The organism is Streptococcus mitis (assembly GCF_946190115.1).
Taxonomy (GTDB): Bacteria; Bacillota; Bacilli; order Lactobacillales; family Streptococcaceae; genus Streptococcus; species Streptococcus mitis_CO.
On sequence record NZ_CAMHZG010000026.1, the window covers coordinates 1 to 9346 of the forward strand.

Below are 9346 nucleotides of genomic sequence, written 5' to 3' on the forward strand. Positions count from 1 at the left end.
GAAATCGATGGTTTCTATGGTCAAAAAATTAAGATTACACAGCCAAATAAGTATGAATATTACAAGGTTCTTGTGGTTAAATAATACAAAACGAATCGCCTAATGAGGGATGTGTGGGCGATTCGTTTTTTACTGTAATCAGCCATTATTAAACATCTTTTATAAGATTATATTCGAAACCTAAAGAAAACTAAGAAGAAACCGTACCTCCCCTATCATTGAAAAGCGCATTCGTTACTTGAAAAAAGTCGCCCATTTATGTTATAATAGACTGTATTTAAAAAATTTTAAGGAGAAATGACAGAATGTCTGTATCATTTGAAAACAAAGAAACAAACCGTGGTGTCTTGACTTTCACTATCTCTCAAGACCAAATCAAACCAGAATTGGATCGTGTCTTCAACTCAGTGAAGAAATCTCTTAATGTTCCAGGTTTCCGTAAAGGTCACCTTCCACGTCCTATCTTTGACAAAAAATTTGGTGAAGAGTCACTTTACCAAGATGTTATGAACGCTCTTTTGCCAAATGCTTATGAAGCAGCTGTAAAAGAAGCTGGTCTTGAAGTAGTTGCTCAACCAAAAATTGATGTAACTTCAATGGAAAAAGGTCAAGACTGGGTTATCACTGCTGAAGTCGTTACAAAACCTGAAGTAAAATTGGGTGATTACAAAAACCTTGAAGTATCAGTAGATGTAGAAAAAGAAGTAACTGACGCTGATGTTGAAGAGCGTATCGAACGCGAACGCAACAACTTGGCTGAATTGGTTATCAAGGAAGCTGCTGCTGAAAACGGCGACACTGTTGTCATCGACTTCGTTGGTTCTATCGACGGTGTTGAATTTGATGGTGGAAAAGGTGAAAACTTCTCACTTGGACTTGGTTCAGGTCAATTCATTCCTGGTTTCGAAGACCAATTGGTAGGTCACTCAGCTGGTGAAACTGTTGATGTTATCGTAACATTCCCAGAAGACTACCAAGCAGAAGACCTTGCAGGTAAAGAAGCTAAATTCGTGACAACTATCCACGAAGTAAAAGCTAAAGAAGTTCCAGCTCTTGACGATGAACTTGCAAAAGACATTGACGAAGAAGTTGAAACACTTGCTGAATTGAAAGAAAAATACCGCAACGAATTGGCTGCTGCTAAAGAAGAAGCTTACAAAGATGCAGTTGAAGGTGCAGCAATTGATAAAGCTGTAGAAAACGCTGAAATCGTAGAACTTCCAGAAGAAATGATCCACGAAGAAGTTCACCGTTCAGTAAACGAATTCCTTGGAAACTTGCAACGTCAAGGTATCAACCCTGACATGTACTTCCAAATCACTGGAACTACTCAAGAAGACCTTCACAATCAATATCAAGCAGAAGCTGAGTCACGTACTAAGACTAACCTTGTTATCGAAGCAGTTGCCAAAGCTGAAGGATTTGACGCTTCAGAAGAAGAAATCCAAAAAGAAGTTGAGCAATTGGCAGCAGACTACAACATGGAAGTTGCACAAGTACAAAGCTTGCTTTCAGCTGATATGTTGAAACACGATATCACAATCAAAAAAGCTGTTGAATTGATTACAAGCACAGCAACAGTTAAATAATCTTAATAAACAAAAATCCCACCTGACTAGGTGGGTTTTCTTGTGTACTATTTTCCAAAAATCTCTTTGAGATCTGCGTCTGTAATCCCAATCATGGCCGGGATGCTGTCCCAGTTTTCTTCGGTTAGGATGTAGGATTGTTCAGATGCACTTGATGTGGCAGTTTCTGAGACAGTTTGTTGCTTTTCTTCAACATTCTCCAATAAATCACTGAAGCGTTCAATCAGATAGGTTTTTCGGGCAGTTCCGATGTGCTGGGTAGCATAGTCAAAGGCCTGTAACTCGCCTAGTAAGATAAGCTTGCTTTTGGCGCGTGTAATGGCTGTGTAGATGAGATTGCGCTCCAGCATACGCCTGCTAGCACTGGTGATAGGTAGGATGACAACAGGGAACTCACTTCCTTGGGATTTATGGATACTCATGGCATAGGCCAAGCGAATTTTGTACCATTCGTTACGTGGGTAAGAGACCTCGTTGCCATCAAAATCAATGACAATATCATCTTGCTTCGACTCGGTGTATTTACCAGGAATCAGGTCTGTGATGGCTCCTAAATCTCCATTAAAGACATTGATTTCAGCATCGTTGACCAAATGAATGACCTTGTCTCCCTTGCGATAGTGGCACTGGGGAGCTTCAAAACTGAGTTGGTCTTTTTGTGGTGGATTCAGGAGGTCTTGCATGAGCTGGTTGATGGCATCAATTCCTGCCGTCCCTCGGTACATGGGGGCCAGAACCTGAATATCACGAGCAGGGATGCCACTTCTGAAGGCAGCGCCTAAGATCTTTTCAATCGTAGCTGGAATATGGCCGCTAGCAATTTCAAAGTAGGAACGGTCAGCTTTTTTCTGGGTGAAATCAGCTGGCAAGATACCCTGTCGAATCTGACTAGCTAGGGTGACGATGGTTGATTCTTCGCTTTGCCGGTAAATTTTTTCCAAGCGAGTCTGAGGAATCAAAGGAATATGAAGCAGATCCGCTAGAACCTGTCCAGGACTGACAGAAGGTAGCTGGTCGCTGTCACCCACGATGAGGATCTTACTGTTAGAAGAGATGTTGGAGAAGAGTTGGTTGGCCAGCCAAGTATCCACCATGGAAAATTCATCTACGATGATAAAGTCAGCATCCAGATAATCTTCCAGATGACTGGTATCATCGTCGCCTGTCATTCCTAAATGACGGTGTATGGTCGCGCTAGGCAAGCCTGTCAATTCATTCATACGTCGAGCAGCTCGACCAGTTGGAGCGGCAAGAAGAATCGGTAGGTTGTTTTTTTTCCTGAGGTCAAGTCCTTCTAAAAGGGCATAAACAGCGATGATACCATTGATAACCGTTGTCTTACCAGTACCAGGTCCACCTGTTAGGATAAAGACCTTGTTCTGGATAGCGTCACAGATAGCTTGTTTTTGAATGTGATCATACTCAATCCCCAGCTCTTGCTCGACAGTAGTGATATGTTTTTGAATGGTTTCTAAATCTTGGCTCTTCTGTTTTCCTTTTTCAAGGATACGAACCAAGTGACTGCGGATACCTTCCTCAGCGAAAAAGAGGCTGTTGTCAAAAATCTTGGTATCAATCTGCTGAACCTTGTCTTCTTCAATCAGGTAGGAGAGTTCTTGAGCTACTTGGCTGGGATCCAGTTCCACGGGGCGAGAAGATTCAAGGAGAGTAAGGGTTTGTTCTAGCAAATCCCGTGCTTCAACATAGGTGTCCCCTGTTTCCATACAGGCCTGAAAAAGACTGTGAACTAGACCGGCGCGGAAGCGTTCAGGAGCCTGACTTTCGATACCTAGTTCTTCCGCTAATTGGTCAGCAATGGTAAAGCCCAAACCCTTGATATCCTCGACCAGTTGGTAGGGATAATTTTCAACCACATCAAGAGTTTCTTCCTTGTAAAAGTCTTGAATCTGGAAGGCTAGTTTGTTGGGAATGCCGTAGTTGGCCAGTTTAGCTAAAACCATCTCTGTTCCGTAGTTGAGACGGAGAGTAGAAACGAAAGCCTCTCGATTTTTGGCAGAGAGTCCTGCGATGCCTTCTAGCTTTTCCGGGTGTTGCAGAATTTCGTCAATGGTATTGTCGCCATAGGTATCCACGATTTTCTGAGCTGTTTTGAGACCAATTCCCTTGAAATGGCTACTTGAAAAGTACTTGACCAAGCCCTTGCTAGTTGGTTTTGAGCGTTCATACCGGCTGATTTGCAGTTGCTCCCCATACTTGGAGTGCTGGACAATTTGCCCCCAAAATGTATAGTCTTCGCCCTCAATTACGTCAGCCATGGTACCGGTGACAATGATTTCAAAATCATCAAAATCCTCTGCGTCCGTATCTTCGATTTCTAGGAGGAGGATGCGATAAAAATTGCTGGGATTTTCAAAAATAATCCGTTCAATGGTTCCTGAAAAATAAACTTCCATAAAATTCCTTTGCATGAATAGGTGAGAGTTGGGATTGTTTTTATTTTATACTCTTCGAAAATCTCTTCAAACTGCGGAGGCTCTATCTGCAACCTCAAAACAATGTTTTGAGCAACCTGCGGCTAGCTTCCTAGTTTGCTCTTTGATTTTCATTGAGTATAACTTTGTTTCTATCTTAATCAAACTGGATAGTGAATAATCATATTCTCACGATAGAAGAAGAGGCTGAGATTCTTGATTCTCGGCCTCTTAGGTCTCTTAAAATGTTCCGATACGGGTGATTGGCCAGAAGCGGAATTTAGCTTCCCCTGTGATATCTTTTGCTTTAAAGGTACCTACGTGGCGGCTGTCGCTCGAAACCAAGCGGTCATCTCCGAGGAGAAGGTATTCTCCTTCTGGGACAGTAAAGCTAAAGTTGGTGTTGTAGTTGACATCAACTGTGAAGGCTTGGGCTTTTTGAGCGATACTTCTAAAGAAGGTTCCTTTATTTCCTTCAAAGCCCTTGCCTGAGTAGGTGCTTTGGAGTTTGTCATCTTTGAAACGTTTGATATAGTCAGCTAGATAAGGTTCATCTGTCTCTTTGTCATTGATGTAAAGTTTATCGTTTTCGTAACGGATGGTGTCGCCAGGCATTCCGATGACACGCTTGACGATGTCCTTATTGCCATCTTCCTCATGGGCAACCACGATATCAAAACGGTCAATAGGGAGGTGCTTAACGACAAAGAGAATTTCGCCATCCGCTAGGGTAGGATCCATGGAGTGTCCTTCTACGCGGACATTACTCCAAAAAAAGATACGGCTCAAAGCTAGTAATGACAGAATCAGGAGGAACAATCCCCACTCTTTTAAGAAATTTTTAAATGAATTCATAACTTACCTTTCTAAGCGTTTTTTCGCTTTTTCAGTATTTTTAAAGTGCAATTTGGCGCAGAAATTGAGTCCCTGCATACCATAGGCTTGTAAAATCTGGCTAGCTACTTTATCAGAAGCCGTTCCAGCCCCACTTGGGAGTTGATAACCCAGTTCTCGTCCCAGATTTTCAAGATTTTCCAGAAAGAGATCACGCGCAATGATAGAAGAAACTGCTACAGCCAAGTATTTGCCCTCAGCCTTTTCTTCCAAGCTAATAGGATTGCTGAAACGATTGGCCTCTTGTGCCAAGTACTTGTCATAATTTTTAGCACTGGTAAAGGCATCAATCACAATTTTCTCAGGCTGAATGCCTTTTTGAAGAAGGAGATAGATAGCCTGATTATGGAGGGCTACCTTAACAGAAACAGCGTTGTAGCGGTCTCCGATGACCTCGTTGTACTTGCTGGGTGAGAGAAGCAGTGCTTGGTGTTGGATTTTTTCCTTGAGGATAGGGGCAATCTGACGGATCTTTTGGTCGGTCAGAGTCTTAGAATCTCCCACACCGAGTTTTCGTAAGAAATCATGCTGGTCGGGTGTGACAAAGGAAGCCACAACTGCAAGTCCACCAAAGTAGGAACCATTTCCAACCTCATCCGTCCCAATCAAAGGAAGATTTTGTCCGCTGTTTTCCTCTACAACTTGATAGCCAAAGAAACGAGCATATTTCTCAGCTCCTTCACCCTGAAGCAAGACCTTTCCAGAAGTATAGATAGAAACCGTTGCTTGAGGTAGTCGCAAAAAGTAGCGGATATAGGGATTCTTGCTGGGAGCCAGACTGGTTTGATAGTGTTCAAGAAAAGCCTGAATCTCCTTTTCACTTGGTGTGAGTGTTATACTTGCCATAGTTTCTATTGTACCACAAAAGCAGGCAAATTTGTAAAAACTGACAAAGTTAGCGAATTTTGGTATAATATCGTGAGGTGAATTTTATGGCAAATCTAAATCGATTCAAATTTACATTCGGGAAAAAATCATTAACCTTGACAAGCGAGCATGATAATCTCTTTATGGAGGAAATCGCTAAGGTTGCGACAGAAAAATACCAAGCAATTAAAGAACAAATGCCTAGCGCAGATGATGAAACAATCGCTCTTTTGTTGGCAGTTAACTGTTTATCAACTCAGCTCAGCCGTGAGATTGAATTTGACGATAAGGAACAAGAGCTAGAAGAACTCCGTCACAAGCTTGTGACTTGCAAGCAAGAACAGAGCAAGATTGAGGATTCCTTATGATTTCACTCTTTCTTCTATTGGTCTTGGCTTGGGGATTTTATATCGGCTATCGGAGAGGCCTGCTCTTACAGGTTTATTACCTGATTTCAGCCATGGCATCGGCTTTTATGGCTGGTCAGTTTTACAAGGGGCTGGGAGAACAATTCCATTTATTGCTCCCTTATGCAAATCCGCAGGAAGGTCAGGGAACTTTCTTTTTTCCATCGGATCAACTCTTTCAGTTGGATAAGGTCTTTTACGCAGGGATCGGCTATTTGCTTGTATTTGGGATAGTCTATAGCATCGGTCGTTTGCTTGGTCTCCTCTTACACTTGATTCCTAGTAAAAAACTGGGTGGTAAGTTGTTCCAAGTTTCAGCAGGGATCTTGTCCATGTTGGTGACCTTATTTGTCTTGCAAATGGCCTTGACAATCTTGGCGACCATTCCCATGGCGGCTATACAAAATCCTCTTGAAAAGAGTATCGTCGCAAAACACATCATCCAGAGCATACCAGTAACAACCAGTTGGCTCAAACAAATCTGGGTGACAAATTTAATCGGATAAAAAGGGCAGGAATTTTCCTAGCCCTTTGTTTACAGATTGACTAGAATCTATCAGAATGTAAAAAGCTAATACTCTTCGAAAATCTCTTCAAATCACGTCAGCTTCCATCTGCAACCTCAAAACACTGTTTTGAGCAACCTGCGGTTAGCTTCCTAGTTCGCTTTTTGATTTTCATTGAGTATCATACACCTAGACATTCAAAGACAAGGAAATAAAGATGAATAAGAAAATATTAGAAACATTAGAGTTCAATAAGGTTAAGGCCTTGTTTGAACCTCATTTGTTGACTGAGCAGGGCTTGGAGCAATTGAGACAGCTGGCTCCGACTGCCAAAGCGGATAAAATCAAACAGGCTTTTGCTGAGATGAAGGAAATGCAGGCTCTCTTTGTCGAGCAACCGCATTTTACCATTCTCGCAACCAAGGAAATCGCAGGAGTCTGCAAGCGTTTGGAGATGGGAGCGGACCTCAATATCGAGGAGTTCCTCCTCTTGAAGCGCGTTCTTCTTTCTAGCCGAGAGCTTCAAGGTTTTTATGCTAATCTGGAAAATGTCAGTTTGGAAGAATTAGCCCTTTGGTTTGAGAAACTACACGATTTTCCTCAATTACAAGGAAATCTCCAAGCCTTTAATGATGCAGGTTTCATTGAGAATTTTGCCAGTGAAGAATTGGCGCGCATCCGTCGAAAAATCCATGACAGCGAGAGTCAGGTCCGCGATGTCTTGCAAGATTTGCTCAAACAAAAAGCGCAGATGTTGACAGAAGGGATTGTTGCCAGCAGAAATGGTCGTCAGGTTTTACCAGTCAAAAACACCTACCGTAATAAGATTGCAGGTGTCGTTCATGATATTTCTGCTAGTGGAAATACCGTCTATATCGAACCCCGTGAGGTGGTCAAACTGAGCGAAGAAATCGCTAGTCTGCGAGCAGATGAGCGTTATGAAATGCTTCGCATTCTCCAAGAAATTTCTGAGCGTGTCCGCCCTCATGCGGCTGAGATTGCCAATGACGCTTGGATTATCGGTCATCTGGACTTGATTCGTGCCAAGGTTCGTTTTATCCAAGAAAGACAAGCAGTTGTACCTCAGCTGTCAGAAAATCAGGAAATTCAACTGCTCCATGTCTGCCATCCTCTAGTCAAAAATGCCGTCGCAAATGATGTTCATTTTGGTCAAGATTTAACAGCGATTGTCATTACAGGTCCTAATACAGGTGGGAAGACCATCATGCTCAAAACTCTGGGATTGACGCAGATCATGGCTCAGTCTGGTTTGCCAATTTTAGCAGATAAGGGAAGTCGTGTTGGTATTTTTGAAGAAATTTTTGCTGATATTGGAGATGAGCAGTCTATTGAGCAGAGCTTGTCTACCTTCTCTAGCCACATGACCAATATTGTGGATATTCTTGGCAAGGTCAATCAACATTCGCTCTTGCTCTTGGATGAGTTGGGGGCTGGTACAGATCCTCAAGAGGGAGCCGCCCTTGCCATGGCTATTCTGGAGGACCTTCGCCTGCGTCAAGTCAAGACCATGGCGACCACCCACTATCCAGAACTCAAGGCCTACGGTATTGAGACAGCCTTTGTGCAAAATGCCAGCATGGAGTTTGATACTGCAACTCTACGCCCGACCTATCGTTTTATGCAGGGAGTTCCTGGTCGAAGCAATGCCTTTGAAATTGCTAAACGTCTAGGCCTATCTGAAGTTATCGTAGGGGATGCTAGTCAGCAGGTCGATCAGGACAATGATGTCAATCGGATTATTGAGCAGCTGGAAGAGCAGACGCTGGAAAGCCGGAAACGCTTGGACAATATCCGTGAGGTGGAGCAAGAAAATCTCAAGATGAACCGTGCTCTAAAAAAACTCTACAACGAGCTCAATCGTGAAAAGGAAACGGAGCTCAATAAAGCGCGTGAACAGGCTGCTGAGATTGTGGACATGGCCCTAAGTGAAAGTGACCAGATTCTCAAAAATCTCCATAGTAAATCTCAACTCAAACCCCACGAAATCATTGAAGCCAAGGCTAAATTGAAAAAATTGGCTCCTGAAAAAGTGGACTTGTCTAAAAACAAGGTCCTTCAAAAGGCCAAGAAAAAACGAGCTCCAAAGGTGGGAGATGATATCGTTGTTCTCAGTTATGGACAGCGTGGTACCTTGACCAGTCAACTCAAAGATGGCCGCTGGGAAGCCCAAGTTGGCTTGATTAAGATGACTTTAGAAGAGAAAGAATTTGACCTTGTTCAAGCCCAGCAAGAAAAACCAGTCAAGAAGAAACAAGTCAATGTTGTGAAACGAACATCTGGTCGTGGCCCACAAGCCAGACTGGACCTTCGAGGTAAACGTTATGAAGAAGCTATGAATGAGCTAGATGCCTTTATCGACCAAGCCCTGCTTAACAATATGGCCCAAGTTGATATCATCCATGGTATCGGAACAGGTGTCATCCGTGAAGGTGTCACCAAATACCTACAAAGAAACAAACATGTCAAGAGTTTCGGCTATGCCCCACAAAATGCTGGAGGCAGTGGTGCGACCATTGTGACATTTAAAGGATAAGAAAAGCCTGAGGAAATATGTGTACTGACCCCCAAAAGTTAGACAATTAATTTATCCGAAGGATTTAGTTCTGTATTGTACAGGGCTAAGTCCTTTT

Annotated in this window: 7 protein-coding genes; 4 read left to right on the forward strand and 3 right to left on the reverse strand. The window is 42.9% G+C overall.

Translation table 11 applies throughout. The features are described 5' to 3' along the window. Positions 1-305: 305 nt before the first annotated feature. Positions 306-1589, forward strand: coding sequence for a trigger factor (gene tig, locus N8L90_RS09125; RefSeq protein ID WP_000116491.1), 1284 nt, complete (start codon positions 306-308; stop codon positions 1587-1589). 47 nt (positions 1590-1636) lie between these two features. Here the strand turns inward: tig and recD2 are convergent, their stop codons facing one another. From recD2 to rnhC, 3 genes are all read right to left on the reverse strand, one after another. Next, positions 1637-4003 (reverse strand): SF1B family DNA helicase RecD2, encoded by a 2367-nt coding sequence (recD2, locus tag N8L90_RS09130; RefSeq protein WP_261025183.1) that lies wholly within the window; start codon positions 4001-4003, stop codon positions 1637-1639. 258 nt (positions 4004-4261) lie between these two features. Next, positions 4262-4876 (reverse strand): signal peptidase I, encoded by a 615-nt coding sequence (gene lepB / locus N8L90_RS09135; protein ID WP_001083986.1) that lies wholly within the window; start codon positions 4874-4876, stop codon positions 4262-4264. A gap of 3 nt (positions 4877-4879) precedes the next feature. Beyond that, on the reverse strand, positions 4880-5761 hold the full coding sequence (gene rnhC / locus N8L90_RS09140) for a ribonuclease HIII (RefSeq protein WP_261025184.1): 882 nt from the start codon (positions 5759-5761) through the stop codon (positions 4880-4882). Positions 5762-5847: 86 nt separating this feature from the next. Between rnhC and zapA the strand changes: the two genes are divergently transcribed. The 3 genes from zapA (at position 5848) to N8L90_RS09155 (ending at position 9249) form a co-directional block, all read left to right on the forward strand. Continuing rightward, positions 5848-6150 carry a cell division protein ZapA gene (gene zapA, locus N8L90_RS09145; RefSeq protein ID WP_000002019.1) on the forward strand — a complete coding sequence of 101 codons (303 nt, stop codon included), beginning with the start codon at positions 5848-5850 and terminating at the stop codon, positions 6148-6150. Next, positions 6147-6695: a CvpA family protein gene (locus N8L90_RS09150; RefSeq protein WP_023946570.1), complete on the forward strand. Its 549-nt coding sequence runs from the start codon at positions 6147-6149 to the stop codon at positions 6693-6695. The genes zapA and N8L90_RS09150 overlap by 4 nt, the downstream gene beginning before the upstream one ends. A gap of 217 nt (positions 6696-6912) precedes the next feature. Then, positions 6913-9249: an endonuclease MutS2 gene (locus tag N8L90_RS09155; RefSeq protein WP_261025185.1), complete on the forward strand. Its 2337-nt coding sequence runs from the start codon at positions 6913-6915 to the stop codon at positions 9247-9249. Positions 9250-9346 lie beyond the last annotated feature (97 nt).